Genomic DNA, 18,548 nt, shown 5'->3' with positions numbered 1-18,548 from the left:
CCCGCAAGGCACTAACCTCCCCTTCCGGGTCCGGCCGCCCAATGTCTCGCCAAGAGCTGGCCGACGTGTGTAACGCAGAGCTGGCTTCAAGATTTGCTAAGCAAGGTCGTAGGAACCGCTGGGCAGGGCTGACCGAGAGGACTATTGGCGCGCTCGAACGCGGCGAAATCCGGTGGCCCAACGAGGACTACCGGTGGGCGCTATGTATGGTCCTGCGAACCGACGAAACCTCATTAGGGCTGTACATTGACCGACCCATCAACGCTGACTCCGGCGAGCAGTCGGGAACTGCGGGGCCAGCCCTCCACCAACAGCGCCCGGAGACAGCTTTAACTCGCTGGCGGACCGACCATGAGCCCAATTCATCCCGGTTCGGACAAACGCAGGAAGGCTTCGACTCTCCCAGCAGATGGCGAACATGGTTGTGGCGGGGCGTCCTTTCCCGAGATCGCGGGCAGGACATCTTGTCGATTGACAAGCTAGAGGCTGCCCTGCGACACGGCAATCTCGCCTACCAAGGTGCTCGGTACAGCAAACTGCGTAAACTGCCTCTCCTTATCGGCGGGGCCGAAGCCTTGTTCGCCGCCGAGCAGCCCAAAACCGTGGATGTCCCCAGGGTCGCGCGAGCCGTCAACGGTGTATACCTCCTGGTGTCGAAATTGGCCGCCAAGCTCGGCGACGGCGAGCTCGCATGGAGAGCTGCGGATCGCGCCCGTTGCTTCGGACTGATCGCCGCTGACCCCGCGCTGACCGCTATCGCTGCCTACCAGACCGCGTGCGCTCTCGCCAAGCAGCCCGGGCGCGCAGCGGATGCTGAAGAGGAAGCGGTAGCTGCCGCTGAAGCCATCGCACGACATCAGCTACATCGCACGCCCTCCTACCTATCGGCATACGGAGCGCTCCTGCTACACGCAGCCGTGGCGGCATCTCGTCAGGGTGACGGCCGTAGCGCGAACCGCCACCTAGAGGCCGCTGGATCAGCCGCCGAGCAACTCGGCCGCAACGGCAATGAGCTGTGGACCGCCTTCGGGCCGGCCAACGTCCAGCTCCACCGAATCTCAGTTGCCGTCGCCTTACAGGACAACCGGCAGGCGCTCCACGACGCCGACCAGCTTGATACCTCGCAGCTTCCAGCAGCGCTGACCAGCCGACGCGCCCGAGTACACCTCGACCTTGCCGTAGCCCACAGCGCTACGGGCAGTTCAGACGCCCAGGCGATGCTCCAGCTATTGGAGTACGAGCGGCTCGTACCCGAGGCAATCAAGCTCAACGCCACCGCCGCTGAGCTCATCGCGAAGCTGCTTCGGCGGGAACGCCGCAGCCACACGCCGGGGCTACGAGCCCTGGCCCACCGAGCCGGAGTGCAGGACTCATGACCGATGCCGCCAAAGTCGTCCTGCTCGTCGTGTGCGCGGCACCGCCGGCCGCCGAGGTAGCCGAGTTGGTTGAACGGCTCCAAGACGACGGCTGGGACGTGTACCCGGTCATGACCGATGCTGCCACCGCATGGATCGAACCGGCAGCCCTCGAGCGGGCCACGGGTCACCCGGTCAAGCGCGAACTCCGTGGACCGCAGGAGTCGAAGTCCTTGCCTAGAGCCGACGCCATCGTCGTCGCGCCCGCGACCTTCAACACGATCAACCAGTGGGCCGCTGGGATCAACAACACGGCGGCGCTGGGCATTCTCAACGAGGCGCTGGGAGCGAACACGCCGATCGTCGCCTCGCCGTACGCCAAGGCTGTGCTCGCCGCGCATCCAGCCTTTCAGCGCAACCTCGAATTACTCGCCCGCGCTGGCGTCCGGTTCACCGCCACCGATGCCCTGCGACCGGTCGCCCCCGACGGACCGTTCCAGTGGGAGATCGTGTCTGGCGTCCTTCGCGAGGTCCGATGCACGACAGGCGCATCCGTCGGCCCGGGCCAGGAGGTGCAAGGTGAGCTGCCGATGCCTCAGGTGGATCTTTGACCGTTCCTCAACGCCAACCACGGCGCGCACCGAATGGGGGAAGCACGTTCGCTGCCGTCCTGTATCCGCACGGGCGCACATCGCGTGGGCTACTGGTTCATGCAGACCTCGACGGAGTTGGCCAGCTCGTCGGCGCCACCGGTCAGGTGTCTGATAAGGCTGACCTGGTTCCAGCGAGGCTTGAGCTGGCAGACCCGACCCTTTTGCAGTGTCTCGACCGGGATGGCCTCCACAGTCGGCGGATAACTCTGTGACGCGACGAGGGCGTACGCATCGTTCACGCTGATAACGAGAACGGAGCGGCTTTGTGGCCGATCGTCCACATTCATCCTAGTTAGACCATCGACGATGCGGCCGACAGCCACCCTGGGGAAATGGTCGATCCGACGCCACCTCCACTCCGCTACGGCGCCCAGCCCCGCCAACGATCCGGTAATCACCAACGCCAGGACGACGATCCGCCAGCGCGGACGGCGATGCCGTACGCGCAACCAGGTGAGGCTGACACCGAAAACGACCAATTGCAGTCCGAGATAGTTCAGCGGCACGAACAACCCCAGGAGTCCGGCCGGCACCAGCGCCAGCAGGTTGGTCCAGCCCGCACTGAGGCGAAGCCATCCGCGAGCCTTCGCGAAATAGACAAGAGAAGCCACGATGGTCGGCGAGAATAGTGGCATGAACTGGACGGCAAGGCCCAGCGGGTTGCCTTCTTGCACGATGGATCGGAGCAGAATCGTCTGATCGGTCAAGGCCAGCAAGAGGATGACGACAAGGATCGGCAGTGTGGTCAGCGTTGCCGGCATCACGTCATCGGCAAGTGTCGCGCGTTCGCCGGACGAGTTGACCGTGGTGGTGCTGATCGTAGACGCGTCACCGAAGACAGCGGCGCCCCCACCCTCGACGTGGAGGCGGATGTTGGTGTGCTGCTTTTTCCATCCCTGCTTGTCTATCTGGTGGCGCAGGCGCCTCGGTATATGACTCGGCATCTGCGCGACGGTACAACGAGGAGACAACGGCGAGTTCAGCCAGTCGCAGCGCTTGATCTTCGCCTTCGGTGGGACAGGGTGGTCTTCGACTCTGGGTGGTGCTCGAGGCGCCGGTCTCGACCGCCGGGCCAGCGGTGTTACGGCGATGATTGATCATCACCGCCGCTGGCCCTCTTCCTGTCGACCTCCAGGAGCATCCGCCGTATGTCACAGCAAGCCCTAAATGAGCCATTTCGGGCACTTGATCCGGTCCCTAACGGCCCTGCTCGCGGGGGAGGATCGGGAAGGTGTTGGAGAGTTGGGGGTAGGCGGTGGTGATGGTGGTTGCGGTGATGGTGAGTGCCCACCAGGTGATGGCGATGGTGTAGGCGATGGTGAGGGTTGGGACGTTGCCTGCGGTGGCGACCGCGGCGAAGCCGATGCCGAGGATGAGCGCCAGGCCGGTTCGGGATAGTGCGTGGCGGGTGATGGTGAGGGCAATGCCGATTCCGGTGATGGCGGCGCCGATACGGGTGGCGGACGCGGCGCCCCCGGGGATGAGGTTGCTGCCGGTGGTTGTGGCGTAGCGCATGGCGATGATGCCGGTGGCGGCGAGGAGGGTGGCGGTGAGGGGTAGTCGGGTGCGGCGTAGCCAGGTGGGGATGGCGTTGGCGGGGAGGTGGGGTCCGATGGCGGCGATGAGGAGGAACGCTGCGGCTAGTGGTGCGGCGGAGAGGATTGCCCAGCGTGGGTAGGTGTTGTCGGCGAAGTCGACGGCTGAGCCGATCGCGAGTCCGTAGAGGGTTGCGATGACGAGGCCGAGGAGTGCGGCGGCTGTGTAGGTGCGGCGGATGAGGCTTCCGGTGGTGGGGTCGGTGTCGTGGGGTAGGCCGTGTAGGTAGGTGGTGGGGGCGAGGTTCGCGATGGTGTAGGCGCAGAGGAGGACCATGATGGCGGCGGCGCCTATTTCTTCGACGCCGACCCGGACCTCAAGGCGGCTGCCGAAGTAGATGTCGGCGGTGGCGACGGTGTGGATGAGCAGTGCGAAGGAGGCGGCGGCGGTGAGGATCGGGGCGATGAGGTGGCGGGGGGTGAGTCGGGTGCGGGGCAGGTGAATCTGTCCGGCTCGGGTGGTCGTAAGGCTGTGGGTGGCGTGGAGGGCTCCGTCGGCTGCGGCGATGTCGGTTCGGGTGGGGATGATCGGGGTGTGGCCGGTCGTCTCGTGGAGGACGTTGGTGAGGTGCGGTAGGTGGGCGCCTTCGCCGATGAGGATGACGGCGGCGAGGGTGGCGGGGTCGAGGTCGGCTGCGGCGAGGACCTCGGCGACGGCGGCGGCTAGGGCCTGGTGGGCGGGTTGGGTGGCGGCGGCGAGGTGGCGTTGGTCCAGCACGGTGGGCGGGTAGGGGTCGGGTAGGGCGACGGCGGCGCGTGGGGCGTGGCGGAGGTCTTCTTTGGCGCGTCGGACGGCGTTCTGTAGGGAGCGTTGGTCGCGGAGGTCGTCGAGGGTGTGGGGGGTGGTGAGTCGGGACCAGCGCTGCGGGTCGGCGTCGCGGATCGGCTGGCCTGCGTGTTCGGTGAGGATGGCGTCGATGTCGGCCCCGGCGGCGCCGGGAACGGCTGCGGTGGCGAGGATTTGCACGCTGGTGTCGGTGTGTTGCAGGACGGTGAGCTGCAGGGTGTGTGCTGCGGCGTCGCAGACCAGCACGCAGGTTCCCGCCGCCGGTGGCGGCGAGGCGGCGGTGAGGTGGGCGGCGACGGCGACGGGAGCGGCGACGAGGTCGGGGGCGGGTAGGCCGGCGCGTTGGGTGGCTTCTCGTACGAGGTCGCGTCGCCGCGGGCCGAAGGTCGGTGGGATCGCGACGGCCACTGCGGTTGGTGGTCCGCCGGCAAGGCGGGACGCTTCAGTGTTGATATGCCGCAGGACGGCGGCGAGAACATCGACCGGGTCGACGCAGTGGCCGGCGATGGTGGTGGGTCCGGCGGTGAGGCCGGTGATGGGGTCGGCGAGGTAGCAGTCTGGACGGTCGAGGGCCCGGCCGAGGCCGGCGGCTGCGGGGATGAGCGCACCGGTGGTGGGGTCGACGAAGACGCCGCTGGGGGTTACCGGCGTGCCGTCGGGCATGACGATCGTCTGTTGTGCGTCGATGGCGAGGACCGCCGCTGCGGTGGTGGCGCCGATGTCCACACCCAGCCGGGAATGCGCCGTTGCCATGCGGCCGTTCTCCTCTACCCGGCGATCACCGTCAACATGATTCGACCCCTTTTGGTGCACTCCTACGGATGGTGAACATTCCTCGATAACGGGGTTGGAGATCGCCATCGGAGCGTGTAGAGGAGAGTGAGTCAGGTATTCACTCACGTCACGGGGAGGCGTGCTGCCGGCTTCATCTGATCGGCCGCGATCGTCGCCGCCCGTCCAGTCGGCCGGGCTCGATGCCATCTGGCCAGCGGGAGCGTCCCCCCGGCCTGGTCCGCCGGGCGGGGGCGGCCGTTCGCGGTCGGCCGGGCGGCTGGCCTTCTCGATCAGCACGCTCGTGGTTCTCCTGTGCGGCCCGCCGGTCTTCCTCGCATCGGTCGTGGGGTGGCCGCTGCCCACGACGTGGCCGACGAGCGGGCAGGTACTGGATTGGCTCGGCCAGCCGAGTCTGATCACCATCGACGTTCTGATCAAGGTCGCGGCGGTTGTCCTGTGGGTCTTGTGGGCCGGGCTCGTCCTGGTCGTCCTGGGCGAGGTCATCGCCAGGGCTACCCGGTGGCGGCTGCCTCGGATCCCACTGCCTTCGACGGTTCAGAGTCTGGTCACGGGGTTGATCGCCGGGTTGAGCGTCACGGCGGGCAGCAGCGTCGTCCACGCCGCCGCGCCGCAGGCTGTTCCCGCAACGCAGCCGGCGGTGCCGCAGCAGCGCATACCGCAGCCGGTGCTGTCACCACCGCGCGCCGACCCGGTACCGGGTTGGGCTGCCACGGCGCCGGGTGGTGCCCATCGTGTGGTGCGAGGGGACACGCTGTGGGACATCGCCGACCGCAGGCTCGACGATCCACGCCGATGGCCGGAGATCTACGCACTGAACAAGGGCAGAAAGCAGTCCAACGGGTACGCACTCACCGACCCGGACGTTCTGCACACCGGCTGGGTCCTCGGCCTACCCGCCCGGCAGGCAACTCCGCCCCGACCTTCCACCCCGGACGTGTCACCTCCGGCGCCGCCGGCCGACCCGGATCCGACCCACTCTCCCGCACCCGACCGGACCCTTCCCGGTGACGGCCCGACGACGGCTCCCACGCCCGAGGCCACACCGTCCGCCGGAGAGCTGGAGGACCCGGGTTCCGAGCGGGACGATGGTCACCAGTCGCCGGTCGACTCGGACGGCGTCCGGCTGCCGTCCCACGCCTGGGTCAGCCTCGGTCTCGCCGCCCTCATCGCCGCCACCGCCGCGCTGCTGCGGCTGCAACGCCGCCGCCGCACCCCACTGGCCACCACACCCATCCCGATCCGCACCGAACCCGCCGCTACGCCCCTGCCCTCGTCACTGCGTGTGGCCGATGCGGCCGGCAGGCGGCTGCTGACCCCACGTCCCGGGCGCCATTCCGCATCCGAGGTGATGCCCGCGCCGCCGCCGACACCCGCTCCGGTCGGACACGACACGCACGGCCAGGAGGTCAGCCTCTTTGATCTGCCCGGTGCCGGAGTAGCGCTGAACGGTGTCGGAGCCCTCTCGACCGTCCGGGCGATCCTCGCCGCCGCGTTGTCCACCGGCGTCGTCGACCACGCTGCCGCGCGACCCATCGTCGTCACCACCGGCGGCACCCTCAGCCGGCTCCTGCCCACCGGCGTGGAACCCGCCGGCCTCGACCCCGACCGCACCGCGTTCGACGACGACCGCCTCATCGTCCTGGCCGACGCCAGCAACGCCGTGACCCATCTGGAAGAAGAGATGATCCACCGGCGGCGGCTACTCGACACCATGGACGCGTCAAACGTGGCCGAGGTGAACGCCCGCGGCGACCACGCCGAACTCCAACCGCCGTACGTGATCATCCTCGCCGCGGACGACGCCCGTCGGCACGCGGCACGGATCGCGGCCGTCGCCACCCACCGGCGCGCCCTGCACCTTCATCCCCTCATCCTCGGCGACCTCGACGCGACACCCGGGTACCACATCGACGCCGACGGCACCCCCACCGACGACGCCGCCTCGCCCGTCGCTCGGTGGTCCACCCTCACCGCACCGGACCTCACCGACGTCCTGGATCTCCTCCGCGAAGCAGCACCACGACCGGAACCCGGCACCGACGTCACGCCACACCACATCGAGTCCGAACCCGAGACGGCCAGCAACACCGCCACCGTCACCGCGATCCCCACATCGGTCAGCAGTCAACCAGCACCGGTCACGCTGACGGTCCTCGGCCCGATCACCCTCACCGTTAACGGCGCACCGATCACCACGGGCGTGCGCACCGGGTCCTACGCCGTACTCGCCGTCCTCGCCGCCCACCCGGCCGGCCGCACCCTCGACCACCTCACCGCCACCCTGCACCCCGACACCGAACCCACCACGGCCGCGCGGCGGGTCCACACCGACCTCAACGCCGCCCGCACCATCCTGCGCAAGAGCACCGGCATCACCGGCAAAGGCAACTTCATCACCTACGACAGCGCCACGACCCGCTACCGTCTCGACCCCGCCCTGATCGACGTCGACCTGTGGCGCATGCTCAACGCGATCGACCGCGCCAACAAAGCCACCGACGACACCAGCTGCCTGACGGCACTACACGAGGCCGCCGACCTGTACGGCGGGGACTTCGGCGCCGACCAAGACTGGGCCATCGACCACGCCACCACTCACCGCCACCACATCCTCAACGTCTACGCGCGCATCGCCGAACTCCTCGAACCCGACCACCCCGACCAAGCCATCGCCGCGCTGGAGAAGGCCATCGATCACGACCCGGTCAACGAGGAGCTGTACCAGCGCATCATGCGCATCCACGGACGCCAACACCGCCCCGACGCCGTCCGACGCACCCTCCGGCTCCTGGAAGAACGGCTCACCGACCTCGGCGAAGCCGAAGTCTCCGACACCACCCGCCGGGTCGCCCAGCGCCAACTCGACCCCAAGCCACCACCGTCGCAGACCCCGTAGCCTTACCGCTCCAGTAGCCGCTGGCAGTGATGCCGGTCACGAGTTGCAACTTGCATAGATTCTTGCATAGGAATACACGGATTCCACTGTCCGGATGGCGCCTGGAGCATCGCCGGGCGCCGGCCGGCGGTACGGCATCTACTGTCCGCCGCAGCCGCAGGCGCGGAACTGACCGACGAGCGCGCGGAGGAGGGGTAACCGCGGGTCAGGCCGTACCCTGGCGGTTGACCCGCCCCTGGCCGGCCGCCTTTGACCGGCCATGGGCGCGCTCGGTGCCGGCCGATCCGGTCGCGGTGCGCTCATGCCGCTGGACTGGCGAGTGCTCCACCGTGGCCCCCTGCCGGCCCCGTGCTCCGCCGCCCGGGTGCCGGCGGCCCCGCGCCGACTCGCCACCGCTGTCATGCTTGTTGCGCTTTTGGCTACCCATGCCCGGTGGGTACCCAATGCCCGAGCGTCCATGCTTTCGGGCGTGACGGCTCCGGCGAAGGATGCCGAACTGCTCGAGCTCGACGAGGTGCTGGAGCGGACACGGACCGCGGGCGCCTCCGCACCACCCCCCAACTGGCCCATGGCGTGTTGGCCTTAGCTAGGTGGGGCAGGGTCGTGCGAAGGAGCGGACAGGTCAACGCCCGTACGGTTCTGTGTTCGTACGCGTATCAGGAACGCCTCAAGCGGCTCGGCGGACGTCCACCAGGAGCTGTAGTAGTCCCGAAACGAGCTCACAGACGAGGGCGCGTCGAGCCGGTGACCGCTCATGAAGGATCCTTCCGACGTCAGAAGGATCAGGACAGCCTTCTCGTCAATGATGGCAATGTTGATCGCGTCGACGTCACCGTCGAGCGGGACGACGCGGGCGTGGTAGTTGGCGACGCCGCGCATCTCCTGCTGGTGCTGCACTAGTACTCCAACGTCAGTTGGCTTCGGCGTTGGGCGTGGCGCGGGCATGAGGACGGCCACTGTGTTGATCATCGATGGTTTGTGAGGACAACCGAAGATCGTGCAGTGGCCGCGTGCCACAGCGTAGACCCCGCCCGGTGGCGGCTCATCTTGGACGAGGCGGTGACGCGTGTCGCTGACCGGTTCGTGCGGGCCGAGCCGCGGGCGACGGCTGGGCAGTTCGTGGAAGGGCTGCTGTCAGACACCGAGCGGAAGACCTGCTGGTCGCTTGCGGAACGGGCGGGGCACACTGATCCGCAGGCGATGCAGCGGCTGCTGCGTACGGCGGTGTGGGACGCCGATGCCGTCCGCGACGACGTGCGTTCGTGGCTGGTCGAGCAGCTCGGCCACCCCGACGCCGTGCTGGTCTGCGATGAGACCGGGTTCTTGAAGAAGGGTGTGTGCTCGGTCGGGGTGCAGCGGCAGTACACCGGCACCGCCGGCCGTGTCGAGAACAGTCAGGTCGGGGTGTTCCTGGCCTACGTCACTCCGCACGGGCGGGCGCTGATCGATCGTCGGCTTTACCTGCCGGAGGCGACCTGGTGTGACCAGCCCGACCGGCTGGCCGTCGCCGGCGTCCCCGACCAGGTCGGGTTCGCCACGAAGCCTGCCCTGGCTCGGCAGATGATCGCCGCCGCGGTCGAGGCTGGTGTCCCGGTGGGGTGGGTGACCGGTGACGAGGTCTACGGCGCCGACCCTGGCCTGCGCGCTGACCTGGAACACCGCGAGATCGGCTACGTCCTGGCGGTCGGCTGCGACCGGCGTGTGACCGTTAACGACGGTCGGACTCTGATCCGCGTCGACGACCTCGCTGGGCGGATCCCCACCCGCGAGTGGCAGCAGCACAGCTGCGGTCCCGGGGCGAAAGGTCCCCGCGACTACCTGTGGGCGTGGATCACCACCGCCACCCGGCCAGACGAGCACCGGTGGCTGCTCATTCGCCGCAACCGCACCACCGGCGAAATGGCCTTCTACCTGTGCTGGTCACCCCGCCCAGTGTCGCTGCACACCCTCGTCACCGTCGCCGGCTCCCGTTGGAGCATCGAAGAGCTGTTCCAGACCGGCAAAGGCCAAGTCGGCCTCGACCACTACCAGGTCCGCGGCTGGACCGGCTGGCACCGGCACATCACCCTGGCCATGCTCGCCCTGGCCGTCCTGACCATCCTCGCCGCACAACAGCCCGACCCCGACCCCAATCCGAAGATCATCGCATTGACGGTCGCCGAGATCCGCCGACTCCTCAACGCCTTCCTCCTCGCCACATCGCTACCGTCAGCGCACACCCTGCACTGGTCGATCTGGCGACGAACATCCCAAGCCCGCGCCCGACGAGCCCACTACCAGCGCAGACAAGCCAAATGACGTTGGAGTACTAGCCACCGAAGCATCTCACCGCGATAAGGCTCAGCCGAGGGCACGCCGATGATCCGGTGAAACGAGGCCCCAGGGTTGCGCCTCATCCACTGCACAACGTCCCGGAAGTACTGCTTCGCCGCAGGCGACTGGAAGCTCGGCGGTGGGGTCTTGCGTACATAGCTGGTGTAGATGCGCCGCTCTGCTGATTGCACCAGTCGGCTGAACGAGGTGAAGAACTCGTCGCTGTGATTGTAGTGGGTGAAGCTGGACGGCTTCTGGTTATCCCGGATCTCCATCAGCAGCGACAGGACGATGTAGAGCGCGGCGAAGATCAGTGGGATCTGCCACTTGACGTCCCATGCGAGCAGGTTGGCCAAAACCGAGCTGCCGACGACCACCGGCAGTGAGATCAGAAGTGCCCTGCGCTCGACAGACTGCACATCTAACTTCCGGCGCACCGAGCCCTCCTCACGCCGAGGTAGTCGCCGCAGAGTACCGCCGAAAGTCAACGGGCGGGCCGGCCATGTATTCGACTTCAGCTTCACCGACACACTGGGCGTGGAAACGCGCTGTTTGTCGACCAGCCGCGGTGCTTGCGCGACGGCGCCACCACCGACTCGAAGGCTCGCCCGAGCAGCGTTCTGGGAACGATCGCGTCCCTCATCGGCCTTCGGACTGAGGGAACCCGCTCGAAACCCTCGGGCGTGCGCTACTAACAGCACCGCACCGGCCCGTCCCAGTGTGAGCGTGACGACGCCGAGCTGACCGACCGGATCACCCGGAGCCGTCTCGTGCGGTGCAGCGGGACTTCTGGCGGCGCATTGCGTGGAGAGTAACGACGCTGGAGGCCGCGGAGGCTGTGGGTGTGTCGTGGCCGGTCGGGTCCAGGTGGTTTCGTCCTTCCTCCTCAACGACTCTGCCAGCCCTTCGGTATGGTCAAGCAGCCACGTCTTGCCTGCTCACGGCACGAATCAGGAATGCTCCTAATGAGTCGTGATGTATTGGGCGTCGCGAACCTCCCGAGGAGGTGGTTACTGCGAAGGGTTCAGGTTCGAGGTTTCCGGCGGAGTGGTCATCAGGGTGCGGACGAAGGTGAGCACATCATCGACGGGTACACCCGCCTGCCGAGCCCGGTCGGTGGCCATCAGGAGCAGGTGAGCGACCATCCGCTCTTGCCAGTCGCGGTTACCCGCCCATTCCCACAGCTTCTCGAAGCCGAGATCGTTGCCGTCGAGGCCGTAGCGATCGCGGACGTGCGTGATCAGGGTGCTGATGGCCTCGAAGCGGCTGGTGCCGGGGCGAACGCAGCGCAGCCCCGGGTGGCCGTCGAAGTCCATGAATCGGCAGCCGGTCGGAGGCGCGGTGGCCAAGGCTGCCAACGACGCTGCTGTACCAGGCTCCTCGACGGGTGCTGCGGTGAACAGCAGGTCGAACACGTACAGGTCGTTGCCTCGCTCGTCAACGACGGTGACATCCAGGTCTTCGGCGTCGGACCAGGTCAGGTCACGCTGGCGTGCCACCAGCTGCCGCGCCTCGAACTCGGCGGCGCTCGGATCGTCGATCGTCGCCTGGCCGGTGTTCGGCACGCTGACCGTCCAACCGCCGTCGGCTGATGCGGTGAGCACCACGCGAATCGGCTGCATCAGGCCAGGGTAAGCCGTCGCCAGGGCACGAACGAGCCCACCGGCAACGCCCAGCTCTGCGGCGGTGAAAGTGCCCGTCGCCCTCGTTGCGCATGCGCGGCTTCGGGACTGCCGGTCGACCACAACCTCCCGCCGCAACGGCCGGCCCTGACGGCGACCCACGATCGCGGGCGGGTCTTGACCGCCGCGTTGAGGCCGGCGTGGATAGGGCCCGGTGCCTGACCGGGCACCGTCCCGAACACTGTCAGGAGGAACAATCCATGACCGACCGGACACATGCGCTGCGCACGATCGAGGTCGACGCCGACGTGTACGACGTGCTGGAACGGACCGCCTCCACCCGGGGAACCGACATCAACGGTGCACTGCACTACCTGATTGCCGTGCCATCAGCCCCGGCCGCTGCGGACGACGACGAGGACTGACCCAGCAGCCCAGGAGGGTGTCGTCGAGTCCAACCGGCCTCGGCGGCACCCGCCGGCACTCAACCAGGAGAAATACCGTCTGCTGCCTTCGCGACGGCGAGCAGCCGTTGCGCGGTGCGGGGTGTGATGCCGAGCTGGTAGGCGAGCGCGACGCCGAGGCCGCGCCGGTCACGTCCGGTCCGGTCGGCTTCGGTCAGGAGGGTGACGGCGGCGGGGAGTCGGGGGTCGTCGGCGTAGGGGTGCGGTTTGCGGGCGCCGGTGGTGCCGGGGGTGCGGCCGGTGGATTGCCGGCCGGTGCGGGCGTCAGCAACGGCCCAGACAGTGCGCCGGTACCACAAGCGGCGGCGTCTCCCGTCCGGCAGCACGTCGACGCGGTCGGGGCGGTTGAGGAGGGTGTCCGGCAGGTTGCGGTACGAACCGTACCCGAGGACCCTGGCCGCCTCCCCAGACCCGATCAGGTCTGTTGGCTCGCCACGGCGGTCGACCTTCGTCAGCTCGGCGCGCTTCGCCGCTTGGTGGGCGGTATGGAAGGCGTTGATGTCGTCGAGCCAGAACCACTCGCGGCCGTCGTGGGTGAAGCCTTCGGGGAAGCCGAAGCGGGAGCGGTGGCGGTGCCAGTGGTTAACCGTCGAGTTCGCCGCGCCGGTGTGCGCGGCAACTCCTGCCCGGTCGAGTGCGGTCCGTCCGCGGATCGTGCATCGTGCCACGCCGCCATTCTCCCCTCCGGTTGCTCACCGCCGGCGCCGTGCTTCCAGTTGAGGCGGGTGTGGCTTGCGCCCGTAGGATCGGCGGTACGCCCCGGCCCGGGCGAATGCGGCGGTGTGGTCCGCAGGTGGCCCGGGGTGGGCGAGGTGGCCGGTCGGGAACTACGCGCACCCTCGGGTGTGCCCGCCGGCCACCGACCCGCCCCGGTTACCCCTTCGGGCGGAGCACCTTCCACGCGACCTGCGCCATCGTGTGGATGGGCAGGGCTGCGATTTTGGCCTGGGTGGCGGGTTTGATCGCGTCGTAGACGGTCAGGATGGCGGCGGTGATCGGGTCCAAGATCACCCCGTCGATCTTGCGGGACATGCCGCGCCTGGCCTCGCGCAGCAGCTCGATGACGCGGGGGTCGCCTGCGGTCGCGTCGTCGGGGATCATCTCGATCTCGGCCGCCGTTTCGCAGTCGGGGCAGGTCACGAGGTGGGTGTCCTCGGTGATGCGGCTGGACGGTACGTCGGCGGCACCGCATCTCGGCCATCCACGGCGGGGGGCCTTCTCGTGGGTGAAGGGCGGCCACCCGGAGTACTGCGGGGCGGTCATGGGGCTCCGTCCGACGGGTCGGGCCAGATACCGAGCGGGTGGCCGGGGGTGATGCCGCCTCGGCCGGGCGTGAGGGTGGCGAACAGGTCGCTGTAGAGGCTGTGCAGCTGGCCCCGTAGCCGGGCCAGGCGGTTGCCGCGCCGCATCTTCGCGGGCATGGCGTCGCTGACTCGGCTGATCAGTGCGTAGAGGTCACGCTGGTCGATGAGGGTGGCGCAGCCGTGGCAGGCGGTCCATCGCTGTCCCCATTGCTGGGTGAAGGCGTGCGCGGTGTCGACCCGGTGCACGCGGGCGGCCCGGTGCCGGTCGCGGTAGTCGGCGGCGTTGACGCGGACCGAGGTGACCTTCCGGACGTCGGTGGCGCGGTCGGCGGTGAGGTAGATCCACGCGGCATCCGGTGCGGAGCAGAAGTCGCACTCGATGAGCGGGTCGGCCAGCTCGGTCAGCGGGACCGGGACGGCCGGGTGGTCGACGGTGCCGCCGCGCATCTCGGCCGCGTGGTGGAAGGTGAGCCGACCGGCCGAGGTGTGCTGGTTGAGTGCCCGACGGCAGGTCCGGCAGTAGAAGACCACCGGTTCGCCCTCGAACTTCTTGCCCGGGGTGGTGGCGGGGTTGTCGGGGGCGGTCACCGGTCGTCGTCCTCGTCGCGGGGCCGGACGGCCGACAGGGTGGTGATGAGCTGCTCGACGCGGACTAGTTCGTCGCGGAACCGTTCGCCGATGAGCCGGTAGCCGGCGGGGGTGGGCTCGGCGTTGACGAAGCCGGGCAGCGCGGCGGGTTCGGGTCGCGGTCGCGCGGCGGCTGCCTCGGCGTCGGTGATGGCGTCGCGCCAGCGGTGGGCGGCGTTGTGCAGGCAGCCGATCAGGAAGTCCCACTCGTCGGCGGGCACCGTCACGGGCACGGTGTCGGCGTCGGTGAGGGTCAGGGTGTAGGTCTGGCCGATCTCGTACCGGTCAGGCCGGGCCGAGTAGACGGTGAAGCGGGTGGCGCTCAGCGGTACGCGGAAGACGAAGGCGTGCTGATTGTGCAGGGTCTCGAAGTAGGTGGCACGGCACTCGGCGGTGGTGGGTGGGCCGCTGGCCGAGGGGGTGGGCGGCATCAGAGGTTCTCCGTTTCGTGTCAGGTTGGTCGTTGGGCCAGGGATCGGAGCGGGGCAGGCAGCGGTGGCCCGGTGTGCCGCGCGGCCGGGGGTCGGACCCGCGGCCGGCGCGGCACGTCGCGGCGGTCAGGGGTGGGCGGGCGGTGGTGCGGTGTAACCGTCCGGGGTGGCCTGGTGGCCGGTGGCCCGGTTGGTGGCGAATGGTGGTGCGGCCTTTACGGGGGGCAGGCCGGCGTCGAGTTTCTGGCCGATCCGGTCGAGCACGATCGCCCCGTTGGCGGTCAGGTGCGCCCCGACGGCGAGGGCCTGCGCGCCGGTGAGCAGCACGGCGAGGCGGCGGGCCGAGGTGTCGTGCACGTGCAGCTCGACGTGGCCGTTGGCCAGCGGCCGGACCGGCAGGAACCGCTCCACCTGCGCCGCGTCCGGTAGCGCCTGCCGGATCGCCTCGACCAACTCCGGCCACCGCGCGTTGACGAGGACATCCCACTGGGCGGCGCGAGCGGCCAGGACGGCGTGTTCGGCCTCGCTGGCCGAGTGTTCGGCCAGCGCGCGGGCGACCTCGGCCGCGGCGAAGGTCACGCACATCTGATTGGCCAGTGCGATCACCGCCTCGGCGGTCGGCGCCGGTACCTGCAGCGGCGACGTGGTGGGGTCGGTGGGAACGTGTGCGGTCCCGGCGACGGGGTGCCCGCCGGTACCGGGGCCGGGCGCGGCGGCCCGGCCCCCGTGCCGGCCCACCTCAGACCGCCAGCAGCTCGAACGCGCGGGCCTTGATGTCCGTACCGGCACCGGACAGCGCCCGCGTCGCCCGGACGAGGTCGGTCTTGGCCGGGGCGAAGTGGTCCACGTACTCGGTGATGGCCTGGAATCCAGCCCACCGGGTGCCCGTGATCGCCTTCTGCGTGTCCGCGTCGCGGATCAAGTACCGCAGCGTGGCGGTGCGCTGCTTCGCGTTGTTGCGCGCGGTGTCGGAGGCGTCGTCCGCGAGGGGCCACACCTGCGCGACGATCTTCTCGAACTCGCCCATGGTCAACGACTCGTTGATCATCTTCTCGGCTTCGGTTTCGAAGGCGTCGAACGCCTTCCACATCAGCCCGAGGGCCTGCCGGGCCTCGGCGATCTTGCTGGTGACGTTCGAGGTGTGCCGGAACGTGTACGAGCTGCGCGAGCGCTGGTAGGCCAGTGCCTGGGTGTTGGCACACACGATCCGTACCGGGGTCGCGTCCAGGCGCAGCGAGGCGGTGCCGTCGTGGCTGGTGGTGGCCGCGAGGTAGAGGTCCATGTCGTCCACCCCGGCGATCCGCATCGCCTGCGGCAGCTTCATGGTCACGAACACCGACCGGCCCTTGCGCATCGACCCGGCGGTTTCGAAGTGCGCGCCGGAGGCGTCGACCAGGAGGTTGAGGGTCTCGGCGACCTGCTCGTTCTGGACCACGCTGTAGTCCTCGCCGACCACGCCGAGGTACTCGGTGTCGCCGGTGGCCGGGTTGGTCCGCACGGTCATGTACTTGTCGGCGCAGTCGACCTTCGTCACCCCCCGCTCGGTGACCTCAATGCCCTGAAGGGCGATCTTGCGGACCTCCCAGCCGCCGAGCCACGCCTTGCTCATGACCTCCTGCGCGGTCATGCACGCCTCGGTGACCGTGCCGAGCTGATGCCAGGCAGACAGCCGCGCGGAGGCGAAGGCCGTCTGTCCATTAGCGAGCGTTTCGAGTTGGTGTGCCACGGCGGCACTCCTTTCCGGTCGTGTGGTGTTCGGGTGGGCGGCGGGTCCGGGGGCTACGACCCCCGGCCACGCCGTCACTAACAATGTTTCCTACCTCCACAGGTCGATCAAGGCGATCCGGTGGAGTCGATGAAGGTTTCTGCGGCGAATCTGACGCCCGCCGCCTGGGGTGGGCCTACCGGGTGTCGCCGGCCGGGCGTAGTCGCCCGTCCGGCCCGTACAGGTACGCGCGGACCGTTGTGAACGGGGCCGGTAGGTACACGGGTGAACCCATGTTCGGGGATGAACCGGGTCCGGTAGGCGCGGGTGATGCCCAACAGGTACCGGTCGGGTTTGTCCCCATGCGACCCCAGCGGGATGATGCCCCCCCGGGCCGGTCGGCGCAGGCGCGGCGGCGCCGGCCCAGCGCCAGATGCGCACACAGCGACAGCGCGGCGGTCATGCACTCGGGATGCCAGGGTCCACGTAGCGCATCAACTCGGCCGCCGAGGTCCGCCGAGGTCCGCCGAGAAACGCTACTGGGGCAGGGGTATATTCCGGGCTTGCGGTATTCTCATGGCTGGCGATTGGGACGAAGGGCTAGGCCCTAGACGGGCGCAGAGGGCGAGATCCGTCGGGCTGGTTATGTGGCGGCGGTAGGGCAGGAGTTGTCTATTGGCATCCGTGCAGGGTCATCCGGTCGCTCTTGCGTCACGATTGCAACAGGCGATTGAAGCCGTCGGCTTGGATGGCGCGTTGTCAAACGAGACCGTGGTTGCGCTGAACGACCTCGCACAGGCGCTCGGCGATGACGAGGCGCACGACGACCTCGTTGTAGGTCTACTCAGCGACACCGTGAGCATGATCAGGCGCCTAGCGATGCGCCACGACCAGGCCGTGCCGATCCTTGCGACCCTGCTGGACGTCCTCGCTGGTGTTCACCGGCGGAACCTCCGCGCTGAAGTAGCTCTTCCACTGGCCGAGGAACACGTCGCGATCCGCCGGTCACTCACGGCCGCCTCCGCAGATCCCCAGCACCGCGTCAAACAGGCCCGCGCTCTTGCGGAGCTAAGCCGCACTCTCAGCGTACTCAACCGGCACCATGAGTCGCTGGCCGCCGCGCAAGAGGCTGTAGCTCAGGTCCGGGAGGCCAGCGCGGCTGGCCATCCAGCCCTGCGCGAACTCGCTGACAACCTGTCGAACCTCCAACGTTGCCTGTATTCAGTGGCTCGGTCCGAGGAGGCGCTCGCTGCGGCCCAGGAGGCGGTGGGCGTGGAGGCGCAACTGCGACTTGTAGATCCCACAGGCGACCCAACCCGATTCGCGGAAGCCCTCACCGACCTTGCCTCCCGCCTGGGAGATCTCGAGAGATACTCGGCGGCGGCAACCGCAATGCAGGAGGCGGCTGCGCTCCTTCGGCAGCTTGCGTCCGAGGGATCAACCGACGCGCAGTACATCTTGGCTGACGCTTTGGACAGCCTGGGGTACTACACAACAATGGCCGAGACGTGGCCTGAGGCGGTCGCCGCTTGCCGGGAGGCGGTCGCGGTGCGACGCCGGCTGCCGGCGCGGGAGGGGACACACGACGCCGTTCGGTTGGCCGGGGCGTTGCACGATCTAGCGTCCGCACTGCGTGACGCAGGGCGGCCCGAGCAGGTTGCGCAGGTGATTGGTGAGGCGATCGTGCGGTATCGGCCACTGAGTGAGGCAGGTCTGCTTGCGCCCGGCGACCTCTGGAGGTTCGCGACCGCAGTCGGGCTATACCGGCTCCAGCTCGTCGAGGCCGGGCAGCACCAGACTGCTCTTGCCCCCGCACGCGAACAGGTGACGCTATACCGTCATCTCGCCAAGGAGCGGCCGGACCGGCACTTGCGGCACCTTGCTCAGGCGCTTGAGTCACTCGCCGATATCCTCACTGTCCTAGGTCACCACTCAGAGGCCGCCGCCGCGCACGCTGAAGCCGAATCGATCAGATCGTCCGCACCTATCTGATCATTTGTT

General features: G+C 68.5%; 17 protein-coding genes. 6 read left to right on the top strand and 11 right to left on the bottom strand.

Translation table 11 applies throughout. The features are described 5' to 3' along the window. The first annotated feature begins 41 nt into the window (after window positions 1–41). Together O7627_RS11855 and O7627_RS11850 are read left to right on the top strand one after the other, a co-directional pair. Window positions 42–1,376 carry a hypothetical protein gene (locus tag O7627_RS11855; protein ID WP_347404652.1) on the top strand — a complete coding sequence of 445 codons (1,335 nt, stop codon included), beginning with the start codon at window positions 42–44 and terminating at the stop codon, window positions 1,374–1,376. Beyond that, window positions 1,373–1,966, top strand: coding sequence for a flavoprotein (locus O7627_RS11850; RefSeq protein WP_278093550.1), 594 nt, complete (start codon window positions 1,373–1,375; stop codon window positions 1,964–1,966). The genes O7627_RS11855 and O7627_RS11850 overlap by 4 nt, the downstream gene beginning before the upstream one ends. 89 nt (window positions 1,967–2,055) lie before the next feature. Here the strand turns inward: O7627_RS11850 and O7627_RS11845 are convergent, their stop codons facing one another. Beyond that, window positions 2,056–2,952 (bottom strand): hypothetical protein, encoded by an 897-nt coding sequence (locus O7627_RS11845; RefSeq protein ID WP_278093549.1) that lies wholly within the window; start codon window positions 2,950–2,952, stop codon window positions 2,056–2,058. A 253-nt stretch (window positions 2,953–3,205) separates the two neighbouring features. Further along, window positions 3,206–5,143 carry an Hsp70 family protein gene (locus O7627_RS11840; protein ID WP_278093548.1) on the bottom strand — a complete coding sequence of 646 codons (1,938 nt, stop codon included), beginning with the start codon at window positions 5,141–5,143 and terminating at the stop codon, window positions 3,206–3,208. Window positions 5,144–5,921: 778 nt separating this feature from the next. Between O7627_RS11840 and O7627_RS11835 the strand changes: the two genes are divergently transcribed. Continuing rightward, window positions 5,922–8,081 carry a BTAD domain-containing putative transcriptional regulator gene (locus tag O7627_RS11835; protein WP_278093547.1) on the top strand — a complete coding sequence of 720 codons (2,160 nt, stop codon included), beginning with the start codon at window positions 5,922–5,924 and terminating at the stop codon, window positions 8,079–8,081. Between the two features lie 582 nt (window positions 8,082–8,663). On the opposite strand, the gene O7627_RS11830 is transcribed toward O7627_RS11835, so the two are convergent. Beyond that, window positions 8,664–8,978, bottom strand: a complete 315-nt coding sequence (locus O7627_RS11830; protein ID WP_278093546.1) for a hypothetical protein — start codon at window positions 8,976–8,978, stop codon at window positions 8,664–8,666. 162 nt (window positions 8,979–9,140) lie between these two features. Between O7627_RS11830 and O7627_RS11825 the strand changes: the two genes are divergently transcribed. Continuing rightward, entirely contained in the window at window positions 9,141–10,379 is a 1,239-nt protein-coding gene (locus tag O7627_RS11825; protein WP_278093545.1) for an IS701 family transposase, read from the top strand. Here the strand turns inward: O7627_RS11825 and O7627_RS11820 are convergent. Together O7627_RS11820 and O7627_RS11815 are read right to left on the bottom strand one after the other, a co-directional pair. Next, window positions 10,355–10,831 carry a hypothetical protein gene (locus O7627_RS11820; protein WP_278093544.1) on the bottom strand — a complete coding sequence of 159 codons (477 nt, stop codon included), beginning with the start codon at window positions 10,829–10,831 and terminating at the stop codon, window positions 10,355–10,357. The genes O7627_RS11825 and O7627_RS11820 overlap by 25 nt on opposite strands. A 573-nt stretch (window positions 10,832–11,404) precedes the next feature. Further along, window positions 11,405–12,016, bottom strand: coding sequence for a hypothetical protein (locus O7627_RS11815; RefSeq protein ID WP_278093543.1), 612 nt, complete (start codon window positions 12,014–12,016; stop codon window positions 11,405–11,407). Between the two features lie 260 nt (window positions 12,017–12,276). On the opposite strand from O7627_RS11815, the gene O7627_RS11810 reads away from it, so the two are divergent. After that, window positions 12,277–12,441, top strand: coding sequence for a hypothetical protein (locus O7627_RS11810; RefSeq protein WP_278093542.1), 165 nt, complete (start codon window positions 12,277–12,279; stop codon window positions 12,439–12,441). A gap of 59 nt (window positions 12,442–12,500) precedes the next feature. Here O7627_RS11810 and O7627_RS11805 read toward each other — a convergent pair whose 3' ends face one another. From O7627_RS11805 to O7627_RS11780, 6 genes are all read right to left on the bottom strand, one after another. Then, complete coding sequence (locus tag O7627_RS11805) at window positions 12,501–13,148, bottom strand: hypothetical protein (protein WP_278093541.1); 648 nt, start codon at window positions 13,146–13,148, stop codon at window positions 12,501–12,503. A 205-nt stretch (window positions 13,149–13,353) separates the two neighbouring features. Next, entirely contained in the window at window positions 13,354–13,743 is a 390-nt protein-coding gene (locus O7627_RS11800; RefSeq protein WP_278093540.1) for a hypothetical protein, read from the bottom strand. Beyond that, window positions 13,740–14,372: a hypothetical protein gene (locus O7627_RS11795; protein WP_278093539.1), complete on the bottom strand. Its 633-nt coding sequence runs from the start codon at window positions 14,370–14,372 to the stop codon at window positions 13,740–13,742. The genes O7627_RS11800 and O7627_RS11795 overlap by 4 nt, the downstream gene beginning before the upstream one ends. Next, on the bottom strand, window positions 14,369–14,842 hold the full coding sequence (locus O7627_RS11790; protein WP_278093538.1) for a hypothetical protein: 474 nt from the start codon (window positions 14,840–14,842) through the stop codon (window positions 14,369–14,371). Before O7627_RS11790 ends, O7627_RS11795 begins: the two co-directional genes overlap by 4 nt. A gap of 126 nt (window positions 14,843–14,968) precedes the next feature. Next, the gene (locus O7627_RS11785) at window positions 14,969–15,580 is read right to left on the bottom strand and encodes a hypothetical protein (protein WP_278093537.1); all 612 of its coding nucleotides are present in this window, start codon (window positions 15,578–15,580) and stop codon (window positions 14,969–14,971) included. 1 nt (window position 15,581) lies between these two features. Further along, window positions 15,582–16,568 (bottom strand): DUF932 domain-containing protein, encoded by a 987-nt coding sequence (locus tag O7627_RS11780; RefSeq protein WP_278093536.1) that lies wholly within the window; start codon window positions 16,566–16,568, stop codon window positions 15,582–15,584. 735 nt (window positions 16,569–17,303) lie between these two features. On the opposite strand from O7627_RS11780, the gene O7627_RS11775 reads away from it, so the two are divergent. Then, a complete protein-coding gene (locus O7627_RS11775; RefSeq protein WP_278093535.1) occupies window positions 17,304–18,539 on the top strand; it encodes a tetratricopeptide repeat protein in 1,236 nt (411 codons plus the stop codon). Window positions 18,540–18,548 lie beyond the last annotated feature (9 nt).

Origin of the sequence: Solwaraspora sp. WMMD1047 (genome assembly GCF_029626155.1) — a bacterium.
Lineage (GTDB): Bacteria > Actinomycetota > Actinomycetes > Mycobacteriales > Micromonosporaceae > WMMD1047.
The sequence above is the reverse complement of the archived record's forward strand: the minus strand, read 5'-3'. Positions and strand labels throughout refer to the sequence as shown.

What these genes read in the sequence shown, in the direction of transcription:
- O7627_RS11855 (WP_347404652.1), top strand. Translation starts at nt 42, where the DNA reads ATGTCTCGCCAAGAGCTGGCCGACGTGTGTAACGCAGAGCTGGCTTCA.
- O7627_RS11850 (WP_278093550.1), top strand. Translation starts at nt 1,373, where the DNA reads ATGACCGATGCCGCCAAAGTCGTCCTGCTCGTCGTGTGCGCGGCACCG.
- O7627_RS11845 (WP_278093549.1), bottom strand. Translation starts at nt 2,952, where the DNA reads ATGCCGAGTCATATACCGAGGCGCCTGCGCCACCAGATAGACAAGCAG.
- O7627_RS11840 (WP_278093548.1), bottom strand. Translation starts at nt 5,143, where the DNA reads ATGGCAACGGCGCATTCCCGGCTGGGTGTGGACATCGGCGCCACCACC.
- O7627_RS11815 (WP_278093543.1), bottom strand. Translation starts at nt 12,016, where the DNA reads ATGCAGCCGATTCGCGTGGTGCTCACCGCATCAGCCGACGGCGGTTGG.
- O7627_RS11810 (WP_278093542.1), top strand. Translation starts at nt 12,277, where the DNA reads ATGACCGACCGGACACATGCGCTGCGCACGATCGAGGTCGACGCCGAC.
- O7627_RS11800 (WP_278093540.1), bottom strand. Translation starts at nt 13,743, where the DNA reads ATGACCGCCCCGCAGTACTCCGGGTGGCCGCCCTTCACCCACGAGAAG.
- O7627_RS11790 (WP_278093538.1), bottom strand. Translation starts at nt 14,842, where the DNA reads ATGCCGCCCACCCCCTCGGCCAGCGGCCCACCCACCACCGCCGAGTGC.